This is a genomic window from Flavobacterium sp. SH_e (assembly GCF_025717045.1).
Lineage (GTDB): Bacteria > Bacteroidota > Bacteroidia > Flavobacteriales > Flavobacteriaceae > Flavobacterium.
On the sequence record NZ_JAOVZN010000006.1, the window covers coordinates 687,908 to 709,764 of the forward strand.

General features: G+C 31.8%; 18 protein-coding genes. 10 read left to right on the forward strand and 8 right to left on the reverse strand.

Going from position 1 to position 21,857, the window contains the following annotated elements; translation table 11 throughout:
- The first annotated feature begins 56 nt into the window (after positions 1–56).
- Positions 57–2,156 carry a peptidylprolyl isomerase gene (locus OD917_RS13900; protein WP_263524059.1) on the forward strand — a complete coding sequence of 700 codons (2,100 nt, stop codon included), beginning with the start codon at positions 57–59 and terminating at the stop codon, positions 2,154–2,156.
- A gap of 276 nt (positions 2,157–2,432) precedes the next feature.
- Positions 2,433–2,879 (forward strand): hypothetical protein, encoded by a 447-nt coding sequence (locus OD917_RS13905; RefSeq protein WP_263524060.1) that lies wholly within the window; start codon positions 2,433–2,435, stop codon positions 2,877–2,879.
- A 17-nt stretch (positions 2,880–2,896) separates the two neighbouring features.
- Here OD917_RS13905 and OD917_RS13910 read toward each other — a convergent pair whose 3' ends face one another.
- Positions 2,897–3,805: a GYDIA family GHMP kinase gene (locus OD917_RS13910; RefSeq protein WP_263524061.1), complete on the reverse strand. Its 909-nt coding sequence runs from the start codon at positions 3,803–3,805 to the stop codon at positions 2,897–2,899.
- 99 nt (positions 3,806–3,904) lie between these two features.
- On the reverse strand, positions 3,905–5,218 hold the full coding sequence (locus OD917_RS13915; RefSeq protein ID WP_263524062.1) for a hydroxymethylglutaryl-CoA reductase, degradative: 1,314 nt from the start codon (positions 5,216–5,218) through the stop codon (positions 3,905–3,907).
- Between the two features lie 182 nt (positions 5,219–5,400).
- Between OD917_RS13915 and OD917_RS13920 the strand changes: the two genes are divergently transcribed.
- From OD917_RS13920 to OD917_RS13945, 6 genes are all read left to right on the forward strand, one after another.
- A complete protein-coding gene (locus tag OD917_RS13920; protein WP_263524063.1) occupies positions 5,401–7,572 on the forward strand; it encodes a S9 family peptidase in 2,172 nt (723 codons plus the stop codon).
- A 37-nt stretch (positions 7,573–7,609) separates the two neighbouring features.
- Positions 7,610–9,478, forward strand: a complete 1,869-nt coding sequence (locus OD917_RS13925) for a peptide MFS transporter (RefSeq protein WP_263524064.1) — start codon at positions 7,610–7,612, stop codon at positions 9,476–9,478.
- Position 9,479: 1 nt separating this feature from the next.
- Positions 9,480–10,964: a peptide MFS transporter gene (locus tag OD917_RS13930; RefSeq protein ID WP_263524065.1), complete on the forward strand. Its 1,485-nt coding sequence runs from the start codon at positions 9,480–9,482 to the stop codon at positions 10,962–10,964.
- A gap of 47 nt (positions 10,965–11,011) precedes the next feature.
- Positions 11,012–11,479 carry a thioredoxin family protein gene (locus OD917_RS13935; RefSeq protein ID WP_263524066.1) on the forward strand — a complete coding sequence of 156 codons (468 nt, stop codon included), beginning with the start codon at positions 11,012–11,014 and terminating at the stop codon, positions 11,477–11,479.
- 227 nt (positions 11,480–11,706) lie between these two features.
- Complete coding sequence (locus tag OD917_RS13940; RefSeq protein ID WP_263524067.1) at positions 11,707–12,159, forward strand: thioredoxin family protein; 453 nt, start codon at positions 11,707–11,709, stop codon at positions 12,157–12,159.
- 254 nt (positions 12,160–12,413) lie between these two features.
- Positions 12,414–12,863 (forward strand): thioredoxin family protein, encoded by a 450-nt coding sequence (locus OD917_RS13945; RefSeq protein WP_263524068.1) that lies wholly within the window; start codon positions 12,414–12,416, stop codon positions 12,861–12,863.
- A gap of 2 nt (positions 12,864–12,865) precedes the next feature.
- Here the strand turns inward: OD917_RS13945 and OD917_RS13950 are convergent, their stop codons facing one another.
- The 5 genes from OD917_RS13950 to surE all read right to left on the reverse strand — a co-directional run bounded on the left by OD917_RS13950 (position 12,866) and on the right by surE (position 17,665).
- Complete coding sequence (locus OD917_RS13950; RefSeq protein WP_263524069.1) at positions 12,866–14,899, reverse strand: ComEC/Rec2 family competence protein; 2,034 nt, start codon at positions 14,897–14,899, stop codon at positions 12,866–12,868.
- Between the two features lie 50 nt (positions 14,900–14,949).
- Positions 14,950–15,435 carry a C40 family peptidase gene (locus OD917_RS13955; RefSeq protein WP_263524070.1) on the reverse strand — a complete coding sequence of 162 codons (486 nt, stop codon included), beginning with the start codon at positions 15,433–15,435 and terminating at the stop codon, positions 14,950–14,952.
- A gap of 2 nt (positions 15,436–15,437) precedes the next feature.
- On the reverse strand, positions 15,438–16,556 hold the full coding sequence (lpxB, locus tag OD917_RS13960; protein ID WP_263524071.1) for a lipid-A-disaccharide synthase: 1,119 nt from the start codon (positions 16,554–16,556) through the stop codon (positions 15,438–15,440).
- 67 nt (positions 16,557–16,623) lie between these two features.
- Entirely contained in the window at positions 16,624–16,893 is a 270-nt protein-coding gene (locus tag OD917_RS13965; protein WP_263524072.1) for a hypothetical protein, read from the reverse strand.
- Positions 16,886–17,665: a 5'/3'-nucleotidase SurE gene (gene surE, locus OD917_RS13970; RefSeq protein WP_263524073.1), complete on the reverse strand. Its 780-nt coding sequence runs from the start codon at positions 17,663–17,665 to the stop codon at positions 16,886–16,888. The genes OD917_RS13965 and surE overlap by 8 nt, the downstream gene beginning before the upstream one ends.
- Before the next feature lie 213 nt (positions 17,666–17,878).
- On the opposite strand from surE, the gene OD917_RS13975 reads away from it, so the two are divergent.
- Entirely contained in the window at positions 17,879–20,062 is a 2,184-nt protein-coding gene (locus tag OD917_RS13975; protein WP_111288356.1) for a carboxy terminal-processing peptidase, read from the forward strand.
- A gap of 94 nt (positions 20,063–20,156) precedes the next feature.
- Complete coding sequence (locus tag OD917_RS13980) at positions 20,157–20,942, forward strand: DNA/RNA non-specific endonuclease (protein ID WP_263524074.1); 786 nt, start codon at positions 20,157–20,159, stop codon at positions 20,940–20,942.
- Here OD917_RS13980 and rpe read toward each other — a convergent pair.
- Positions 20,919–21,581 (reverse strand): ribulose-phosphate 3-epimerase, encoded by a 663-nt coding sequence (rpe, locus tag OD917_RS13985; RefSeq protein ID WP_263524075.1) that lies wholly within the window; start codon positions 21,579–21,581, stop codon positions 20,919–20,921. The two genes, OD917_RS13980 and rpe, sit on opposite strands and share 24 nt — an antisense overlap.
- Between the last annotated feature and the right edge of the window lie 276 nt (positions 21,582–21,857).

The following is a 21,857-nucleotide window of genomic DNA, read 5'->3' on the forward strand; positions in this document are numbered from 1 at the left end:
TTATTAACTAGATAATTGTATTTTCGCAAACTGAATATAAAATTAACGATAATAAAATGGCAGTTTTAGCAAAAATTAGACAGCGTTCCGCTTTATTGATAGGAGTTATTGCACTTGCATTATTTGCATTTATAATACAAGATCTATTCACTAGAGGAACATTTGGTCAAAGTTCAAAAGATGTAGGAAGCATCGATGGAAAAGATATTTCATTTGAAGACTTTAGAGTTAAAGTTAGTAATGTTGAAAAAAGTGGGCAAGGAATAACTTCCACTGAAGCTGCAAACAGAGTTTGGGATCAAGAAGTTTCAATCGCTTTATTGTCATCTCAATTTGATAAATTAGGATTGAGAGTTGGTGAAAAACACTTATTAGAGGTTTTAAAATCAGATCCAAACATTGGTAAAAACCCAATGTTCTTAAATGCAGCAGGTATTTTTGATGTTGTTAAATTTAAAGATTACTTTAAATCAAACCCAGAAGCAGCACAATACATCGCTCAAAAAGAGAAAGATGCCGAATTGAATGCAAAATTTCAAATCTATAATACTTTAATTAAGTCAGGACTTTACACAACTGCTAGTGAAGGAAAATTAAAGTATGAAATGGAAGCTAATAAAGTGACTTTTGATTTTGCAGGAGCTCCTTATTCTTCTATTAAAGATAGTGAAGTTAAAATCTCTGATGACGAGATTATAGCTTACATGAAGAAAAACGAGAAAAAATTCAAAGCAGATGCAACTCGCGAAATTCAATACGTTTTAGTTGAAGACAAAGCTTCTAAAGAAGATGAAGCTGAAATTAAAGCTAAATTAACTGCATTGTTGTCAGGAAGTGTTGTTTACAACGCAAAAACAGGTAAAAACGATACATTACCTGGATTTAAAAATGCTACAAACATTGCTGAATTTGTAAATGCAAATTCTGATGTTCCTTACGATTCTACTTACGTTCCTAAAAATGCATTACCTGCAATCGACGCTGATAAATTATTCAGTTTGCCTGCAGGCGCAATTTACGGACCATACGTATACGGAAGATATTATGCTATCTCTAGATCTCAAGGATTTAAAGCTGGTGTAAATGCAAAAGCAAGTCATATCTTAATTGGTTACGAAGGATCTCAAACTCCAAGCCCAAAAGAGAAAAGAACTAAAGAAGAAGCTAAAGCTAAAGCTGAAGAAATTTTAGCTCAAGTTCAAGCTAATCCAGATAGTTTTATGATGTTGGCTTTTACAAGTTCTGATGATTCATCTGCGCAGCAAGGTGGTGATTTAGGATATTTTGGTCCTAACCAAATGGTAAAACCATTCAATGATTTTGTATTCAGCAACGGAATTGGTAAAATTGGTTTAGTAGAAACTCCATTCGGATTTCACATTATCAAAATTACAGACAAACAAGACGGAATTCGTTTAGCTACAATTGCTCAAAAAATTGAGCCATCTGAAGCTACTTCTGATAAAGTATTTACATTAGCAACTAAATTTGAAATGGATGCTGCTGATAAAGATTTTAATGCTGCTGCAAAAGAATTAGGTTTAAAAGTTGCTCAGCCAGTAAATGCAAAAGCTATGGATGAAGCGTTTGGACCATTAGGAAACCAACGTAACATTGTAAGATGGGCTTTCGATAAAGAAACAAGTACTGGGGATGTAAAACGTTTTGAAATTGCAAACATCGGACACGTTATTGCGCAATACAAAGGTGAAAACAAATCAGGTTTAGTTTCTGTTTCAATGGCAAGACCTTATGTTGAGCCAATCTTGAAAAACAAGAAAAAAGCTGAAATCTTAAAAGAGAAAATGAAAGGTTCAAGCCTTGAAGCTATTGCTAAAGCTGCTGGAGTTGCTGTACAACAAGCTGCAGATGTAACTTTAGACAATCCAGTTTTACCTGGTGGAGTTGGACAAGAGCCACAAGTTGTAGGAAATGCATTTGCTTTAACGGTAAACAAAATTTCTGCTCCAATTGAAGGAAATACAGGGGTTTATGTAGTTAAAAATGTTAAAACTGTAAAAGCTCCTGCAATTGCTAACCATGCTGCTTATGTAGAGAAAGTAAAAGCTCAAAGCGCATCTGATGCAAGCAGAGTATTACCAGCATTGAAAAACAACGCTAAAATTGAAGATAACAGATTACAATTCAACTACTAAGAATTAGTAAATCATCTTAATAAAACCCGAAACGTCTTTGATGTTTCGGGTTTCTTTTTTATTAAAATACTGGAATTCTGTTTTGTAAGCTTTTTTTGTTAATTTTCTAATAGTATATAGGAATAATCGAAATTTAGTCGGAAAAATTTGTGATATTGAAATTAATACAGTTAATTTGTCCGAATTTTTATTTTAACATATTTTTGGCATTCTAAAAACATTGAAATAAAGAGGAATTAGGACCCAATTGACAAATATTTTATAATCAAACATTTAATGTTTTTTACTTTTAATTTTTTTCGAAAAAAGCAGAGAGTATATACCAAAATTGAAAGTCATATTTTTGGGATTATTACAGAGCTTTTAAAAGTTGGCAGCACCGACATCAATGTTGATGAATTGGGTGGAAAATATTATTTGAGTAACGAAGAACAACATTTTAAAGTTACGATCTTAAGTAACGATTATGTTATTAGATTAACCAATACGCATGATTCTGTAGCCGAAAAATACGATAAAGTTTTCGTCGAAGATGTTTTACGAGCTGTAAAAGAAGAAAAACACCGCCGAATGGAAGTTGTTTATGATTCTATCACAAACAGCATCGAAAAAATGGCAGAGCGCTTGCATAACAGACTTATAGAATCAAATGAGCAAGAAGGTAAATCTGTTCGTCGCTTAGAGACAAAAGATCTTGAAAACGGTCAAAAAGTAAAATACTAAATCTTTTTGAGGTTCTTTTACAAGATCATTTCCTCATACGTTAAGATAGTTTCATAGCCTTTATTCAAAAAGTATTCTTTTGGGTTATTGTTGGATACAACCATTACGAAATCGCCTCCCCAAGCCCCAAGGCTTTTAATTACGCCATTAAAATCAGGAAAAACAGCTTCTTTGATAGTCTGCATTTCCAAGATATTGCTTAAATGAATTTCATGTTTCTGAACTGCAGAAGCAAATTCTTTCAACGTTTTTGCATGAAGAATCGCATTAGTAATTTTGTTATTTGCTGAGACCTTTTCCGCTAAATGATTATTTTTATGATTGTTGTATGAATATATAGCCGACTTGCTGTTTTGTTTTTTATTGAGATAAACAAAATAAATATGTTCTTTAAAGTCTGGGTTAAATTCAACCTGCTCAACAAAATTATCTTTTATGCGGTATAAAACAGGAGTATTATTTTGTGCACAAGCAATATCATAGCCACTTCCTCCAAAACTATTCTTTAATAGAGTATAAGCATTAATTCCTGCCCATTGCGCAATATTATTAATAAGCGTCGAAGATGTTCCTAAACCCCAATTTCTTGGAAAAGTTAAATGCGTGCTTACTTTATATCCGTTTGCATTATCGATAAATTTCGGGTTTAAAATATAAGCTTCGTGTAGAATGTTAACTAAGGTTGATTTTACAGTATCAATTGCTGGGTCTGATCCTTTTATGACTTCATCAAATGAGATTGTTTCTTCAAACCATAAGTGTTTGTCGTAATCATAACTTTTCCATTCGATCTGTTTGTTGTCTAAATCTTCAATGACTAAATCCTGACCAAATTTTGTAGGTAGCGCAAAAGCATCCGCTCCGTCTAAAACGAGATATTCACCAGCGATAAAAAGTTTTCCGTTACTGTAAAAGGTTGTTGACATATTTGTTTTATTATATAAATTCCAAATCGCAAATTCCAAGTATCACATTGGAATTTGGAATTTATCCCGAAATTTAGGGATTGGAATTTTTTAACTAGGTTATTTTCTTAAATTTTCAATAAATTCTACTACAGCGCTGTGAGAAACGGCTGTTTTTTTGAAGTGCGCTTTAATTAAATGACGTTCTTCGTCAGTAGCTTCAAATTGATTGATGATATTATTAAGGTGCATTTTCATATGACCTTCCTGAATTCCTGTGGTCGTTAACGAACGTAATGCCGCAAAGTTTTGTGCTAAACCAGCCACAGCAACAATTTCCATTAATTCTGGAGCAGAAGGTTTTTCTAGAATATCTAAACATAATTTTACCAATGGATGTAAAGAGGTTAATCCTCCAACTGTACCCACTGCAAGCGGAATTTCAAGCCAAAAAGTAAAAATGCCATTTTCGATTTTAGCATGCGATAAACTTGCATATTGGCCATTTTTTGCGGCATAAGCATGAACTCCAGCTTCTACAGCTCTAAAATCATTTCCAGTTGCTAGAATTACAGCATCCACACCATTCATGATTCCTTTATTATGTGTAACAGCTCTAAAAGGTTCAACTTCTGCAATTTGAACAGCTTGAACAAAACGTTCAGCAAATTCTTGAGGATTTGTAATGTGTTTTTCAGCCAATTCTTCAATAGGACAAGAAACTTCAGCTCTAACAAGACAATGCGGAACATAATTAGATAAAATACTCATAATTACTTCTAGCTTTTCCCCATTTTCGCATAAGTCAGAATTTTGAGCCTCTTCTTTTAAGGTAGTTGCAAATTGCTCTAAACAAGAATTTATGAAATTCGCACCCATGCTGTCTTTAGTTTCAAAAGTAGCATGAAGCTGATAATAATTTTCAAGTAAACTTCTTTTGTCTTTTAGTTTAATGTCTAAAATTCCTCCGCCACGCTGTTGCATATTTTTAGTAATGCTTTGGGTTTCTGAAAAGAATTTAGGTTTTATTTGGTCAAAAAACTGAGTAAGTTTTTCTGCGTCTCCACTGTAATTAAAATGAACCTGACCAATTTTTTCGGTATTGATGATTGTAGCTTTAAAACCACCTCTTGTAGACCAATATTTTGCGGCTTTTGAAGCTGCGGCAACCACAGAACTTTCTTCAATTGCCATCGGAATAGTTTTGTATTTTCCGTTGATTAAAAAGTTAGGAGCGACTCCAAGTGGGATATAAAGGTTTGTAATGGTGTTTTCGATAAATTCGTCATGAAGCTGTTGAAGCTTTTCGTCTGAATTCCAGTAATTTCTTATAATATTTTGAGCCTCTTCAGGGTTCGAAAAATATTCATTTGCAATCCAGTTGATTTTTTCTTTTTTGGATAATTTAGAAAATCCGGCAACAGCGTTGTTCATTCTCAGTATATTAAATAATAATGTTGCGGCAAATATACCATTTTAAGAGATTTGTTTAAAATCTATTTTAAAATACAGAACTCCGCAATCGTTATTTTTTTTAACATTTAACACTTAAAATGTGTATTATGTTTATTTTTTTTACTAAAATTGGGCTCTTTTTTATATTTAAATTAATTGTAATGAGTACAAGTAGAATTACTGTAATACTTTTATTTCTAGTCGCGACCGTTTTTGGTCAACAAAAAATCACTATCGACAATATTTACGGCGGAACATTTCGAGCAAAAGGGATGGACCAGATGCAATCCTTAAAAAATACGAATCAATATACTGTTTTAAATGTTGATCAGGCAAGCAGAAGTGTGCAGGTCGATTTGTATGATTTTGCAACTTTAAAGAAAGTTTCGAATTTAATTGATACAAAAAACTTTGCAGCACTTGCAAGCGGAATTGATGGTTATACTTTTGATGCTTCTGAAAAAAAGATGCTAATTGCTTGTAATTCAAATAAAATTTTCCGTCATTCTTTCACTGCTGATTATTTTGTTTATGATATCGCAGGAAAAACTTTGACAAAATTGGTGGATTCTCAAATTCAAGAACCAACTTTTTCGCCTGACGGAACAAAAATAGCTTACGCAAAACAAAATAACCTATATGTTTACGATGTAGCTTCTAAAAAAGCTGTGGCAATTACAACAGATGGTAAAAAGAATGCTGTTATAAATGGTATTACGGATTGGGTTTATGAAGAAGAATTTGCTTTTGTTCGTGCTTTTGACTGGAGCAAAGACAGTAAAAAAGTAGCTTATATTCGTTTTGACGAAAGTCAGGTTCCTGAGTTTTCAATGTCAATATTTCAGAAAGATTTGTATCCAACAATTGAAACTTTTAAATATCCTAAAGCAGGAGAGAAAAACTCTGAAGTTTCATTACATATATATGATGTTGCTGCTGGAGCAACAAAAAAAGTTGATTTAGGTAATTATAATGATTTCTACATTGCTCGTTTACAATGGACAAATGATGCGAATGTTCTTTCTGCTCAAGTTTTAAATCGCCATCAAGATAATTTAGATTTATTGTTTGTTGATGGAAATACTGCCGCTGCAAAAGTAGTTTTAAATGAAAAAGATAAAGCTTACGTTGATGTAACAGATAATTTAACTTTCTTAAAAGACAACAGTTTTATCTGGACAAGCGAAAAAGATGGTTTTAATCATATCTATTTATATGACAAAACAGGAAAACTTAAAAATCAAGTTACAAAAGGAAACTGGGAAGTAACCAATTACTACGGTTTCGACGAAAAAACAAAAACTATTTTCTTCCAATCTACAGAAAATGGTTCAATTAATAGAGATCTTTACAGAATTGGCTTAGACGGAAAAAACAAATTACGTTTATCTAAAAAAACAGGAACAAGTGCTGCAACTTTCAGCCCTAACTTCGAATATTTCATTACAACTTTCTCAAGTAATTTAGTGCCTACGACTTATACTTTAAATGAGTCAAAAACAGGAAAAGAAATTCAGGTTATCGAAAACAATCAAGCTCTTGCTGATAAATTGAAAGATTATAACCTTCCTGCAAAAGAATTTTTTGTTTTAAAAACTGCAAAAGGAAACGAATTAAATGCATGGATTTTAAAGCCAAAAGATTTTGATCCATCAAAAAAATATCCAGTTTTAATGTATCAATATTCTGGTCCAGGATCTCAGCAAGTAAATAACGATTGGAACAATTCTGATGATTATTGGTTTGTATCTCTTACTCAGCAAGGTTATATCGTAGCTTGCGTTGACGGAAGAGGAACTGGTTTTAAAGGAGCAGATTTCAAAAAAGTAACTCAAAAAGAATTAGGAAAATATGAGGTAGAAGATCAAATCGATGCTGCTAAAGTAATTGGTTCTTATACTTATGTTGATCCTTCTAGAATTGGAATTTTCGGATGGAGCTTTGGAGGTTTTATGGCATCAAACTGTATTTTCCAAGGAAATGATGTTTTCAAAATGGCAATTGCGGTAGCTCCAGTAACAAACTGGCGTTTTTATGATAGTGTTTACACAGAAAGATACATGCAGACTCCGCAAGAAAATGCTAGCGGATACGATCAAAACTCACCAATCAATCACGTTGATAAACTGAAAGGTAAATTTTTATTGATTCATGGTTCTGCTGATGATAACGTTCACGTTCAGAATTCGATGCAAATGATGGAAGCTTTAATCCAGGCAAATAAGCAATTTGATTCTCAAATTTATCCAGATAAAAATCATGGTATTTATGGCGGAAAAACTAGAGTTCAGCTATACAATAAAATGACTAATTTCATCAAAGAAAATCTATAATCTAAATCTTTTATACTTAATTAAATAAGCGAATAATATGGGAGAAACTCAAGTAAAAACTGCACATCCAAAAGGGCTTTGGGTATTGTTTGGAACGGAGATGTGGGAGCGGTTCAATTTTTATGGAATGCGGGCTTTATTGACTTTATTTCTTGTGAATTCATTATTAATGAAAGAAGAAGAAGCTTCTCTAATTTATGGAGGTTTCCTTGGACTTTGTTATTTAACGCCAATGTTAGGTGGTTTTATTGCTGACAGGTATTTTGGAAATAGAAATTGTATCTTGTTAGGAGGATTGCTAATGGCAATTGGTCAGTTGCTTTTGTTTACAAGCGGAAGTATTTTTGAAGGTAATGTTCCTTTTGCCAAAACAGTTATGTATTGTGGTTTAGGTTCTATTGTTTTTGGTAATGGATTTTTCAAACCAAACATTTCAAGTATGGTTGGAAGTTTGTATCCTAAACAAGAAAAAACAAAATTAGATACTGCTTTTACTATTTTTTACATGGGTATCAATATTGGTGCTTTCTTAGGTCAGTCAATTTGTCCTCTGTTAGGAGATGTAAAAGATGCTGGTGGTATTAGGGATGTACACGCTTTCAAATGGGGATTCTTGGCTGCGGCTATTGCGATGCTTTTAGGAACAATTTTATTTTATTTCTTAAAAAATAAATATGTAGTTTCTCCAGAAGGAAGACCATTAGGGGGGTTGCCTTCTAAAAATGTAGCTGAAGATTTTGAAGAAGGTGAGGCGCAAAAAGCTAATTTTTCTACTAAAGCTTTAGTGATTGCTGGTCTTGCATTTATCGCTTTAGGATTCTTTTTTCATTATGTAGTAGGGCAGAATTTAATTTACACTTTAATTTATTCAAGTGGCTTAGCTTTAGCAGGATTGATTATTTCTGATAAATCTTTGACAAAAGTAGAACGTGATAGAATCTTTGTGATTTACATTGTTTCATTCTTTATTATTTTCTTCTGGGCTGCATTTGAGCAGGCAGGTTCTTCGTTGACTTTTATTGCAGATAACCAAACGGATAGGAATTTCTTTGGTTGGCAAATGCCGCCTTCAATGGTTCAAATTTTTAATGGTTTATTTGTTGTAGCACTTGCAGTTCCTTTCAGTATGTTATGGGATTACTTAAGAGCTAGAGATAAAGAACCTATTTCTCCTGTGAAATTAGCTGTTGGGCTTGTTGTTATTACAGTAAGTTTTTTCATGATTGCAAATCAAGTTGCTGGTTTAGGGACATCTGGATTATTATTGGTAAAATGGCTTATTTTATTATATTTCTTAAATACATGTGCTGAATTGTGTTTATCTCCAATTGGATTGTCTTTAGTTGGAAAACTATCTCCAAAACGTTTTGCTTCATTACTGTTTGGTGTTTTCTTCTTATCAAATGCATCTGGTTACGCATTAGGAGGAACATTAGGATCGATTTTGCCTCCAACTGGTGATAAGTATATCGCTGCAGAAAAAGCAAATATTGACTTACAGTCTTTGTTAGATAATAAAACTGTTGCAAATGGAGCTGAGTTATTTACATTAGCAAAACTTCAAATTGCAAAAATAGACAAAGAAAAAGCAAAAGAATTTAATTTAGATATTGAAAAGAAAATTGAAAATATTGCTGAATTAAAAAATCAAAAAGATTTTGCTAAAAGAAATAACACAGAGTTTGTGAATAAATTCGTGGCAAAGGATACGACTTTTACTGTACAAGAATTAGATCTTATTAAAGACAAACAAGTTATTACTGTATCATATCCAAATTTTGCAGGATTTGTTATTCACAATCTTTACGAATTCTTTATGGTGTTTGTTGTACTTACAGGTATTGCGGCAATTGTATTGTTTGCATTAACTCCATTGTTGAAGAGAATGATGCACGGTGTTAGATAATATGGAAAACAAAATTACTCTAGAGGAAATTCAAAATTTCGAAGGCAAGTACCCAAAACAATTGTGGTACTTGTTTTTTGTTGAAATGTGGGAGCGTTTCTGTTTCTACGGAATGCGTGGTGTTCTTACAATTTTCATGGTAGATCAGCTTTTCTTAAAAGACGAACATGCCAATTTGCAATACGGAGCTATTCAGGCTTTTGTATATGCTTTTACTTTTGTCGGAGGTATTTTTGCTGATAAAGTTTTAGGATTTAAAAAATCATTATTTTTCGGAGCAATCGTCATGATTCTTGGAAATCTTTTGATTGCTTTTTCTCCACAGGAAATGTTTTACTACGGAATTGCTTTCTCTATTATTGGAACAGGTTTTTTTAAGCCAAACGTTTCATCAATGGTTGGAGAGTTGTACAAGGAAGATGATGGAAGAAGAGATGCGGGTTACGGAATGTTTTACGCGGGAATCAATGTTGGAGGTCTTTTTGGAGGCGCTTTATGTGTTTATTTAGGAAAATATTATTCATGGCAATTGTGCTTTTTATCGGCAGCTTTGGTAATGCTTTTGGGATTGATCACATTCTTGTTTACTAAAAAATATTTGGGTCCAATTGGAGATTCTCCATTATTAGATTTAAAACCATCTACAAGAAAAATCCGTGAAATTGCGGTATATGTCCTTTCACTTTTAAGTATTCCGTTTATCTTCATAATGGTTAAAAATACTGACTATACAGATTACTTCATGTATACGATTGGTATAATTGCAGTTACGTATTTTTCGTATGAATTAATAAAATTAGGAGACATTAAGCTTCAGAAGAAACTTTTTGCAGCTTTCTTATTTGTCTTTTTCTATTTATTGTTTAACGCAATTTACGAGCAGAGTGGAGGATCTTTATCTCTTTTTGCTAAAGATAATTTAGATAGCAAATTACTGTTTTTTACAATCGATCCAAATATAATTAACAACAGTTCTAATACTTTCTTTGTTGTTGTATTAAGTCCACTGATTGGTTTATTATGGATTTGGATGGGAAAAAGAAAAATTGAGCCAAATACATTGATCAAATTCGGAATTGGATTTTTGTTTTTAGCAGCTTCATTTTACATTTTCTATTTGACTAGATTTTTTGCTAATGCCAAAGGAATTGCTTCTCTAAATGTGTTTACATTTGCATATCTAGTAACAACAATTGGTGAGCTTTGTTTAGGACCAATCGGGATGTCTATTATTACAAAATTATCTCCAAAAAGATTATTTGGAATGATGATGGGATTGTGGTTCTTAGCTGCAGCATTCGGGCAATTGTTTGCTGGAAAGCTAGGAGCTGAAATTTCAAGATCAAATACTGGGGTTACTTTATTGTCTAAATTACAATCTTATACAGAAGGTTACTACCAACTTGCTATTTATTCTCTTGTAGCAGGAGTTATTTTAATTACGCTTTCGCCTGTAATTAAAAAATTAATGCAAGAAGTTAAATAATTAGATTGTAATCAGTTTTTGCATAAATTTGTGGAAAATTTCTCATTATGAAAAAAATAGTACTTATTACTTTATTTTTAATTGGCGCAGCTAATCTTCAAGCGCAAGAATTAAAATGGTACACAGATGTAAGAGAAGCGATTGCTGTAAGTAATAAAGAACAAAAACCGATGTTAATGTTCTTTACAGGAAGCGATTGGTGTGGTTGGTGTATTCGTTTGCAAAATGAAGTTTTAAAAACTGCTGAGTTTAAAAAATGGGCAACAGATAATGTAGTTTTAGTAGAATTAGATTATCCAAGATCTGTTCCTCAAACTCCAGAACTTAAAAGTCAGAATAACGAATTGCAGCAAGCTTTTGCAATTCAAGGATTTCCAACTATTTTCTTCACAAGTGCAGAAACTAAAGATGGAAGAGTTAATTTTAAAGGTCTAGGTAAAACAGGATATGTTGCAGGCGGACCATCTGCTTGGTTGACTGTTGCAGAAGGAATAGTTCATCCGAAGAAATCATAAGTTTAGAATTTAAATAAAAATAAAAATAAAAAAAGCCTCTTACAATTCGTAAGAGGCTTTTTTGTTGTTTAGTAAGAAAATTTCTTTGGTTTTACTGGGCTGTTTGCGTATTTTGTATTTTATTATAGATAAAAAAACACATAATGTATTTTTTGTGTCAATAAAAATTGGATAATTAAAATATAATGTTAATTTCGTCTTGCTAATCTAACCAAAACCAAATTTATATGTCTAAAAAATTACTTATCCTACTGTTTTTTTTAGGTTCATTTATGATGCAAGCACAAAATTTAGCATGGAGAACAAACATGACAGATGCTATTGCTATAAGTAATGAACAGAAAAAGCCAATGTTGATTTTATTCACTGCCTCAGGTGTACCAGAAAATCTCCAAAACGAAATCTTTAAAACGCCTGATTTTGCTGTTTGGTCGCGTGATAACGTGGTCTTAGTAAAATTAGATTTATCTGACATGAATGCTTCAGATAGTGACCGTGAACAAAATGCAAAATTGAAAAATGCATTTGGAGTTCAAGATCTTCCAGAAGTTTGCTACGCAATGGCTTCTATCAGAAAAAATAAAACAACGTTCAGTGCTTTAGGGAAAATTGCCTATAAACCTGGCGGAGCAAAAGCTTGGATAGCAGAATCGAACGCGATTTTGCATCCAGCAGAATAGTTAAGGATTTCATTTGACTTTTATTTTAATTTTTTTAATCCCTTTCTGTTTTAATAGAAAGGGATTTTTTTTAAACACTATCGAAAATTTGATTATTTTAATTAGTGTTTATTTCACATTTATTAAAAAAACGTCAATTTATTGTCAATTTAATTTTAATGCTTAAATATTGGTTTTTAATTGATTAAAAAGTTCATCGGATGCTGTTTTTGTATTATTTTAGACTTTATTAACATAACCAAAACCAAAATTATATGCCTAAAAATCTACTTATCCTACTACTATTTTTAAGTCCTTTTTTTATCAATGCGCAAACTGTAACTTGGAGAACAGATATTAATGATGCTGTTGCTGTAAGTGCAGAAAAAAGAATGCCCTTATTGATCTTTTTCACTGGTCAAGGCGTTAGTCCACAACTCCAAAATGAGATTTTTTCTACTCGTGATTTTGAAGAGTGGTCCCGTAAAAATGTTATTTTAGTAAAATTGGACTTATCCGATCCTTCAATTCCGGATGCAACAAAGGAACAAAACTTAATGTTAAAGAATGCTTTAGGCATTGAAGAAATTCCGCAAGTGTGTTTTTCCGAAGTTACAGTTAGAAAAGGGAAAACTAATTTTAATAAATTAGGACTCATTGCTTATGTATCTTCAGGGGTCAAAGCCTGGATCTCCGAATCAAATTCGATTTTAAATCCAGAATAAAATTATAATCTATAATATCCCTTTTCATTCGTTGCATGAAAAGGGATATTTTTTTTAGAACAGCTATTTTTCCAGCTTTTCTGAATTGCATTTGAATTAGAACCATCGGCAATAACAATTTTTGGCTGTATGTCGTTTAATAATCTGTCCAAATTGATTTTAGGATTTTGAGTAAGAATTAAAATGTCTGGTTTTATTTTATTTGAATAAAGTTTAGTGCTGTCAATAATTAAAATTCTTGATTTCTTAAAATAGAGTAAATTTTTAAGTCCTTTTACCTTGTTTAAAGTAATTGAGTTGCCTACAAGGTATGAATTCACATTTCTACTGTTTTCTTTTTTATTAGAAATAGTATCTCGGGTAAAAAGTGTTAAGCTATTTCCGATACGTTCAGAAATGAGTGTATTTTTTTTCTCATTATAAACAATCAATTCTTCTTCGTTTTCGACTTGTATTTTAGTTAAAATAAAAGCAAGTTGAACAGTCATAATGGAGACAAACGTAAATACTAGTCTGTTGTAGTTTGGCTTTTTAATCCAAATAATAGAGAATATTATAAAGAATGAAATGGATATTAAATGATAAAAATTAAAGCTGATATCTCGTATTACAAAAGAATCGATCGAAGCAACTGCGTGAATCATCAGATTTAAGAGGTAAATGCTTTTCTCAAAGATCATAGTTATAAAAAGCGGTGGACTGGTGAAAATTGCAATAATCATAACCACAATTCCGGCTATCATTATAAACGATAAAACAGGAAGTATGATAATATTTGTCACGAAAAATAAGCCTGGAAATTGATGGAAATAATATAAACATAGCGGCAAAGTGCCAATTTGCGCCGCGAAAGAAACTGTCAATGCTTCCCAAATGTAAACCGTTAATTTATTTTTTGGCTTGTAAATGTTTTTGAGAATTGGCTGTAGCCAAAGAATAAAAAATAGTGCTATGTAGCTTAATTGAAAACCAACATCAAATAAAAAATAAGGTTCGAAGAGCAATATTAATAAAATTGAAACTAATAAAGTGTGATAGATATTGCCGTTTCTGCGTAAATGATTTCCAATTGCAACAAAAGAAAACATAACTACAGATCTTAGAACAGAAGGTGATAAACCGGAAATAATGGCAAATCCTGCTAAGGATATTAGAATTGAAGCAAGTTTAAAAAAAGATCCTTTCTTAGTATTGGGAATCGGTTTAAGGATAAAAGTGATAAAAAGCATTATAAAGCCCACATGGAGACCCGAAACAGACAAAATATGTGTAGCTCCAGAATATTGATAATCTTGGATTATATCTTGTGAAATTTCTTGCTGCTGACCCAGAATTAGTGCCAATGCAACATTCATTTCAGCTGTATTAAATTTTGATTTTTCGAGATTTGAAATTATTCGTGAATGCAGTTTGGCGCAGTAATACCAAATGTCTTTTTGAATAGTTTTATTTACAAGAATTTCATTTTTCTGACAATAGATTTGAGCATAAATCTGTTTGTCTGCTAAGTATTTGCTGTAATCAAATTGATTCGGGTTTTTACTTGATTTGTTTCGCTGTAAAGTGTTTTTGACTTTAATATTATTTCCGATGATTAAATGATTTTTACTACTGTCTTTTTGCACGTTTACAATTATTTTTCCAGAATAAGTCTTTCCAGAAATTGTTTTTATTAGACCAATATATCGATCAGCATAATCGTTGCTTTTTAATTTTTCTCTTAAAATTAAAGTAACAATTTGTGGTTTTTCAAAAGCAACTTTACAATTAAAATAATGGTTTTTCTGAAAGTTTTCAGTATGACTCAGAAGTGTTAGCGCGCCAATACAGAAGGATAAAAAATAAATAGAAAGTCCGAAAAGAATAGATTTATTATAATGCTTTAAATTGAGGAAATAAGCTATACAAAATAATATAAAGCAGAATGACAACGGAAAAATTATCGTTGAAATAGAGAAATGCAAATAATAAGAAGCGATAACGCCAAGTACAAAGGCGATTGTAATTTTTACTAACGGAAAATCTAATACTTTCATGGCTTAAAAGTATTAAATATTTTGTAAGAAAAATAATAAAAAAATATAATTTAAGGAATAACTCTATTTACCTGTTCAAACGAACTTTTATAGTACGGTTCTTTTGTCGATGAAATGATTACGCCTTTGGATGTAGATGAGTGAACGAATTTTATTTCATCAGAATTAACTTCTGTAATTAACCCGACGTGATTGATTTGTCTGCTTTTATTGGTTTTAAAGAAAATTAAATCGCCCTTTTTAGCATCATTTAAAGGAATCACTTTTCCAACTTTAGCTTGATCGTAAGAACTTCTAGGAAGTTTTATATTTTCACTTTCAAAAGTAGTATAAACTAATCCAGAACAATCAAATCCGCTTTTTGTGGTTCCGCCTGCTTTGTAACGAACTCCAATATTTTCAGTTGCTTTTTCTACAAGATTATTAACCAGTGATCTGTTTTCCTTTTTCGATTCGCTTTTGTTTGCCACCGAAGAAGTCGATTTACATGAAGTAAAAGCAACTGTCAAAAGCAGAAAAATGATTATTTTTTTCAAAATTAATTTTGTTTTAAATCTGCAACAATAAGTTTTGCAGTGTTTTTGCTTGCACCAACTCCTCCAAGTTTTTGCTCCAAAATATCATAGTTTTGAAGCACGTTATTGCGATATTCAGGATCTAATAACTTTTGAAGCTCTTCTTTAATTCGCTTTTTATTGCATTCTCCTTGAATCAATTCGGTTACAACTTCTTGATCCATAATTAGATTTACAAGAGAAATGTATTTTAAAGTAATGATGCGTTTTGCAATTTGATAGGAAACTTCGCTTCCTTTATAGCAAACTACTTCAGGCACTTTAAAGAGTGCTGTTTCGAGAGTTGCTGTTCCAGAAGTAACTAAAGCAGCTGTTGATGAACGAAGCAAATCGTAAGTTTTATTCGAAACAAATGCTATGTTTTTGTTTTTTATAAATTGCTGATAAAACTCGTAATCTTGACTTGGTGCGCCAGCAATAACAAATTCGTAATCCTGAAAATCATCAACAACACTTAGCATTACGCTCAACATTTTGGTAATTTCCTGTTTACGGCTTCCTGGAAGAACAGCAATGATTGGTTTTTCTCCTAAATGATTTTCTTTTCTAAATAAAACTTCGTCAAAATCAGGCTGATTTTGGATCGCATCAATTAACGGATGACCAACAAAATCTACAGGGAAGTGATGTTTGTCTTCATAAAATCCTTTTTCAAAAGGTAGAATTACAAACATTTTATCGACGTCTTGCTTTATGGCATTAATTCTGTTTTCTTTCCAAGCCCAAATTTGAGGAGAAATATAATAATGAGTTTTATAGTTTAATGCTTTTGCCCACTTTGCAATTCGCATATTAAAACCAGGATAATCAATAAAAATAATCACATCAGGCTGAAATTCTGTAATGTCTTTTTTGCATATTTTAATGTTGTTTAAAATGGTTTTTAAGTTAAAAACTACTTCAATAAAGCCCATAAAAGCCAGATCTCGGTAGTGTTTTACTAGAGTTCCGCCCACTTTTTGCATTAAGTCTCCGCCCCAAAATCTAATTTCTGCTTGAGGATCCTCAACGTATAAAGCTTTCATTAAATTGGAACCATGTAAATCTCCAGAGGCTTCTCCTGCAATGATGTAATATTTCATGTTGGTTTTTTTGAAAATATGCTAAAGTTGTAAGTCCTTAATAACGGTAACTTAGCAAAGATAAGATTTAAATAACTAATGTAGAAATTGCCAGTACAATCACTGCTAAAATTACACCTCGAGCCATTAATTCTTTATTTCTTTTTAAAAGAATAGCAAATACGGCAAGATCTAAAAGTGTTCCAAGAGTGATTATTTTTCCCATATATCCCTGCTCTCTGATCATTTGAAATCCTGCTGAAATATCGAATGTTGTGAAAAAAGTGATAAACAGGTAACTTCCTAAAAGCGCCGTAAAAATTCCGATTAAAAAACCGATTAGTATTTCTTTAGTCATTTAATTTCCAAGTATTAAGTTGTTGAATAGAGTGGTGGGCAGTCAAATCAAATTGAACAGGAACTACAGAAATATAGCCGTTTGCCAAAGCCCATTCATCAGTGTCTTCGCCTTTATCTTCGTTTACAAATTTTCCGGCAAGCCAGTAATAATCTTTCCCGAAAGGAGTTTGTCTTTTGTCAAATTTCTGTGCATAATAGGCTTTCGCTTGACGACAAACTTTAATTCCTTTAATTTCTGATTCCTTCAATTTTGGAAAGTTCACATTTAAAACTACTCCAGGCGGAAGTTTATTGGCTAAAGTTTCTAAGGTGATTTTTTTGACAAATGACTTTATAGGTTCAAAATCGGCATTCCAATCAAAATCTAAAAGAGAAAAACCAATTGCTTGAATTCCTTCTATTCCTGCTTCAACGGCAGCGCTCATTGTTCCAGAATAAATGACATTAATCGACGAATTTGATCCATGGTTAATGCCAGAAACACAAAGGTCTGGTTTACGTTTTAATATTTCGTTTACTGCCAGTTTTACACAATCTACTGGAGTTCCAGAGCAGCTGTATTCTGCAATTGTGTCATTGTCTTTAGAGATTTTATCAATAAATAAAGTGTTATTGACTGTTATAGCGTGGCCCATTGCGCTTTGAGGTTTGTCTGGAGCAACGACAATTACATCGCCGATCGTTTCCATGACACTAATAAGAGCTCTAATTCCAGGAGCCAAAATACCATCATCGTTAGTTACCAATATTAGCGGTTTCTCAGCTTTCATTTTATAAATATTATGTGTAATTTTAACAATTGTAAGATTTTAAAAACAAATGTAGTGACAGATTTTTCAAGATAAGTCACAAATATTGTAAAATTTGTCAACTAAGGTAAAGAACTTTTTTACGAATTAAACATTTTTATATCTTTAACAAAAAATTATCGTGACGTTAGCTCTCGTGGCATGGTTTTTAACGTAACTTAGATAAAAAAATTGATGAATGCTATTATAAAGTTTATGAAAAGAAATTATAAGATACTCATAGCCGTATTGTGCTTATCGCTTACCTTGTTTGCATTTAAGATGAATGCCGATAGGACAATCGACCCAGATCCAAATAGAGACAAGACACTTTTAGAATTATTAGCATTTGTTATTGATAAAGGACATTATAGCCCAGCAGAAATAAATGATGAATTTTCGAAAGGTATTTTTAAAGATTATATTGATGCGTTAGATCCATCAAAAAGATTTTTTCTACAGTCTGATATTGATGAGTTTAAGCAATATGAATTAATGCTTGATGATCAATTCTTGAATAAAGATATTACTTTCTTTAACCTAACTTATACAAGGTTAATGAAACGTATGGAAGAAAGTAAAAAACGTTACAAAACGATTTTAGCTCAGCCTTTTAATTATAATGTTGATGAGACTTTTAATGCAGATTATGAGCACATTCCGTATGCTAAAAATCTAACTGAAATCAACGAAAGATGGAGAAAACAAATTAAATTATCTACTCTTTCTTCTTTGGTAACAAAACAAAAAATCGAGGAAGAAAAGAAGAAAAAAGATCCTGCTTACAAAGAAAAATCTTTTGAGACTTTAGAAAAAGAAACTCGTGAAAGCTCATTAAAATCTTTAGATGATAACTTCAGCGTAATTAAAGATTTAAATAGAGAATATTGGTTTTCAGTGTATTTGAATTCTATTATGGCTCGTTTTGATCCGCATACAAGTTATTTTGCGCCAGAAGAAAAAGATCGTTTTGATGTAAATATCAGTGGTAAATTGGAAGGTATTGGAGCTCGTTTAACTAAGAAAAATGATTTTACTCAAATCGATGAATTAATTTCTGGAGGTCCAGCTTGGAAAGGAAAACAATTAGAAGCAGGAGATTTAATCTTGAAAGTTGCTCAAGGAAATGAGGAGCCTGTTGATGTTGTTGGAATGCGTTTGGATGATGTTGTGAAGAAAATTAAAGGTCACAAAGGCACTGAAGTAAAATTGACAGTTAAAAAAGTTGACGGTTCTATTAAAGTAATTTCAATTATTAGAGATGTTGTTGAAATTGAAGAAACGTATGCTAAATCTAGTATTGTTGAGAAAAATGGTTTAAAATATGGAGTGATTTATCTTCCTAAATTTTACATTGATTTTGAAAATAAAGACGGACGCGATGCAGGAAAAGATATTGCTCGTGAAGTAGAAAGATTGAAACAAGAAAATATTAACGGTATTGTTTTAGACGTTCGTGATGATGGTGGAGGATCTCTTTCTACAGTTGTTGATATTGCAGGTTTATTTATTGAACAAGGTCCGATTGTTCAGGTGAAATCTGCTGGTAAAAAGAAAGAAGTTTTATACGATAAAGATAAGAAAATCGAATGGGATGGTCCATTGGTTATCATGGTAAACAGTTTTTCTGCTTCTGCGTCTGAGATTTTAGCAGCTGCAATTCAGGATTACAAACGTGGTGTAATTATCGGTAGCAAACAAACTTACGGTAAAGGAACTGTACAAAATGTGTTAGATTTAAATCAGTTTGTACGAAATGCAAACTATGGAGATCTAGGTGCATTGAAAATTACAGGGCAAAAATTCTATAGAATCAATGGAGGTTCTACTCAATTAGAAGGGGTTCATAGTGATGTTGTTATGCCAGATCGTTATGCTTATCTAAAAATGGGTGAGAGAGATATTGACAATGCAATGCCTTGGGATAAAATCGATCCAGCTGATTACAGCACTTGGAATTCTAATGAGAATTTTACTAGAGCAATTATTAACAGTAAAAACAGAATTGCTCAAAATGCTCAATTCAAATTGATTGATGATAACGCTAAATGGATCGATGTTAAAAACAAAGAGAATACATATAGCTTAAACATTAAGAGTTTTAAAGAAACTCAAGAGCAAGTAGAAAATGAAGGAAAAAAATATAAACCAATTTTAGATTATAAAAACAGTTTAATTTTTGAATCTCTTCCTTATGAACAAGTTGAAATGGCAAATGATGCTACTTTAAAAGAAAAAAGAGAAGCATGGCATCAAGCATTGTCTAAAGATGTTTATGTAGAAGAAGCTTTAAATGTATTAGATGATTTACAAACTAAAAGTGTTGTAAAAAGTACAGTTAATCCTAAAATGAAAAAGGATAAACTAGTGAAGTCTTAAATTCTAAATGAATTTAATTTGTTTAAAAACGCTCTGTAAATTTTGAATTTATGGAGCGTTTTTTTTGTAAGTTTATCGGCTAAAATTATTGTTTATGAAAGGTTTTCTAAGTCTGGTTTTGATGAGTTTTGCGTTGTTGTCTTGTAAAAAAGAGAACGTTGAAAACAAAGAAAATATAACTGATACCAAAGCGGTTTCATTCTCAGGAAAATCAAATAGCACAGATTCTTTATATACGATTGCCTATCTTCCTACTTCGACAACAGATCAGGTTGTAAAACATCAATATTATACTTTATCTTATAATGAAAAGTTTGAACAAGCCGAATGGGTTGCTTACGAATTGAAAAAAGAATATCTAAAGAATCACGATTATAAAAGACCTTATTTTATAGAAGATCCAAAAGTAACAACAGGTTCTGCAGATTGGAGAAACTATAAAAAATCAGGTTATGATAAAGGGCATCTTTGTCCTGCGGGTGACATGGAATTTAATAAAGATGCTTATAATGATACTTTTTATACTTCGAATATTTCTCCGCAAAAGAAAGAATTTAATGCTGGAATTTGGAATAGACTAGAGCAGAAGACACGTTATTGGGCAGGAAAATACAATGATATTTATGTTGTTACTGGTGGAATTCCGAAAGATTCGGATAAAAAAATAGGAACAGAAAAAGTTGCTGTTCCTAAATATTTCTATAAAATCATTTTAGCTAAAACAGGTAAAGAACATAAAGCAGTTGCTTTTTTAGTTCCAAACGAAGAAAGCGATAAATCTATTTACGATTTTGTTGTTCCAATTGAAACTTTAGAAAAAATGACTGGAATTGACTTTTTTCCAAATCTTAAAAATTTAAAAAGTAGTAAGGACTTTTAAATCTGCAATTGTTTCTGTTGGGTTTTCAGCTTTAAAAACAAAGCTTCCAGCAACTAAAATATCTGCGCCTGCTTCTACCAGTTGTTTGGCGTTTTTACTGGTCACGCCACCGTCAATTTCAATTAATGTTGAAGCATTTTTGCGTGTAATTAAAGCTTTTAGTTTACGTACTTTATCGTAAGTGTTTTCGATGAATGATTGTCCACCAAAACCAGGATTTACACTCATAATGCAAACAACATCAATATCGTTTATAATGTCTTCTAGTAAGTCAGTATTTGTGTGCGGATTCATCGCTACTCCAGCTTTCATTCCTTCTGCTTTTATTGCTTGAAGTGTTCTGTGTAAATGTGTACAAGCTTCATAATGTACCGTTAGTCCATTTGCTCCTAAATTAGCAAAAGTTTTAATGTATCGATCTGGATCAATAATCATTAAATGCACATCTATGTATTTTTTTGCATGCTTTGAAATAGCTTCTAAAACTGGCATTCCAAAAGAAATATTCGGAACGAAAACTCCATCCATAATATCGATATGGAACCAATCAGCTTGACTGTTGTTAATCATTTCGACATCACGCTGTAAATTACCAAAATCGGCTGCAAGAACAGAAGGAGCAATAAATGTATTTTTCATTGTGTGTTGTTTTTAGCAAAGATAAAGTTTAACCGCAAAGTTCGCTAAGATTTACGCAAAGTTCGCAAAGAGTTTTTTTAAAAATTAATTATAACAAAGTGCACAGAGAATTTTCGCAAAGTTCGCAAAGTTTTACCTTTATTTTAAAAGTATACAGAGAACACAAAGCTTTGTGAACTTTCTATTCTTGAATAATCTCAAACAAAAAACTTTGCGAACTTTGCGAAAAATCTTAGCGCTCTTTGCGTTAAAAAAATTAAACAAAGAAAAATAAAA